1 pseudogene is annotated in these 2,274 nt (G+C 63.0%); it reads left to right on the top strand.

Annotation, left to right across the window (positions count from 1 at the left end):
* Positions 1-2,274, top strand: a pseudogene (locus B0D78_RS13500) (hypothetical protein); the annotation flags it as partial.

The following is a 2,274-nucleotide window of genomic DNA, read 5'->3' as shown; positions in this document are numbered from 1 at the left end:
CACCAGCTCTTCGACCCCTGCCAGTATGCGCGTCACCCGTCAGATCACCGGCCTGGCCGCCGGCACCGAAGACACCGACGCGGTCAACGTGGCGCAGCTGAAAAGAGCGCAGACGCACTACTTCTCCGTCAACGCCGACGACAGCGCCTCCCCGGCCGGGACCAACTACAACAACGACGGCGCCAAGGGCGAGAACAGCATCGCCATCGGACAAAGCGCCCAGACCGTGATCAACGGAACGGGCGACGACAACAACATCATCGCCATCGGTAAAGGCGCCAAAGCGGGGAACACCACGTATATCTTGTCGAACCCCCACGCCGGCGAGCAGGGCGGTCAGATTGCCATCGGCGAAGGAGCCGACGCCAGCGTCGTCGACCCCTACACGGCGTCTAACCCCTCCTTCCATGCCGGTTCCCGAGCAAACGCCATCGCCATCGGTAAAAACGCCAAATCCAGCGGCGGCATCGCCCTGGGGTATGATGCGGCATCTCAAAGCGACGCTGACATCAGCATCGGGCGCCACATCAGCCAGTCCCACGGCACCGCCATCGGGAGCAACCTCGCCCAGGTTAACGGCGTCGTCATCGGGAGCGGCATGACCGGCGTAAATGGAGTCATCGTCGGCAACAACAACCAGGGAAAACAAGCCGTCATACTGGGCGATGGCAATAACGTCGCGGGGAACCACTTTGGATCCTCCATCGCCATCGGCCAGAACAACACAGCCCAAGTACCGCAGGGCTTTCTCGGAGGAGGTGACCACGCCGAGGGCGGCAGCATCGCCATCGGACAAAGAGTCACCGCTACCGGGCACAGAAGCATCGGCATCGGCATGGTAGACACCTCCGACACCACCCCGCTGCCTCCGGGGTACACTAAAGCCACCGCCAACGACGCCATCGCCGTCGGTACCTACGCGGAAGCCACCGCTCAGAAAACCGTCGCCATCGGCACAGAAGCCGTCGCCACCTCTGGAAGCGCCGTCGCCATCGGTGATAAAGCCAGCGCCAAGGGCAGCGCGGCCGTCGCTGTCGGACAAAACGCCGCCGCGGCCAAAGTAGGCAGCTATGCGCTGGGGATGCGGGCCAAAGCCGACGGGAACCACTCCTACGCCGTCGGTTTCAACGCGCAGGCCAAAGGGAATCAGTCCTATGCGATGGGCTACAAGGCGGAAGCGGCGACAGCCGGGAGCATCGCCGTCGGCACCCACGCCAAGGCGCTCGGAGGAACTGCCATAGCGGTGGGTTACAACAGCAACGCCGACAAAAGTTCCGTCGCCGTCGGGAACAACTCCAGCGCCACCGGAGACACTTCCATTGCCATCTTCGGCGACGCTACGGAAGAGAACGCCATCGCCATGGGGGATGGCGCCATCGCCAGCGGCAAAAAGACTATCTCCATTGGCTACCGGAGTAATGTAAGTGGAGAAAACTCCACCGCCATCGGCGACCCGAATACTATCACAGGGACAGACTCCCAGGCACTGGGCAACAACAATACCATTGCGGGTAATAACGCCCAGGCCGTGGGCAACAGCAACAACATCAGCGTCAACGACAGCGCCGCCGTAGGCAACAACAACACTGTAACAGCGGCCAACACCTACGTAGTGGGAAGCGGAGTCACGGCAGGCATCGCCAACAGCGTCGTACTGGGCGCGGGCAGCACCGTGGAAGCCGCGGTAAGCACCCCCAACGCCACCATCAACGGGAAAACCTACACCTTCGCAGGAGGAACCGCGGCAGGGACCGTCTCCGTAGGAAACGCCGGCGGAGAGCGGACCGTCACCCACGTGGCCGCCGGACAAATCAGCCAAAACAGTACCGACGCCGTCAACGGCTCCCAGCTGTGGAGCACCAACGACAACCTGGAACGGGTGAAAACGGAAGCCGACGGGAACCTGGCCGCGCTGGGAGGCGGAGCCGCCTACGACATCAATACGAACGTCTACACCGCCCCCACCTACAACGTCACCGACAGCGCCGGCACGCCCGCGCAGGTGCACACCGTCGGCGAAGCCATCGACGCCCTCGCCCAGGGCTGGAAACTGAAAGACGGCGCCTCCGGCGAAAAAACGGTCAAACCCGGAAGCGAAGTCAAAGTCACGGGCGACAATTATATCCAGGCCGCTGTCAGCGGCGCCGGACTCGCCCTGAGCATGGACACCGCCAACCTGAACACCGCCATCACCAACAACCCCACCGTGCAGAACCTCGCCGGCGGCTTCACCGTCAGCAACGAAGCCGGAACGAAACAGGACATCACCCTCGG

It is taken from the genome of Pyramidobacter sp. C12-8 (assembly GCF_002007215.1).
Classification (GTDB): Bacteria; Synergistota; Synergistia; order Synergistales; family Dethiosulfovibrionaceae; genus Pyramidobacter.
The sequence above is the reverse complement of the archived record's forward strand: the minus strand, read 5'-3'. Positions and strand labels throughout refer to the sequence as shown.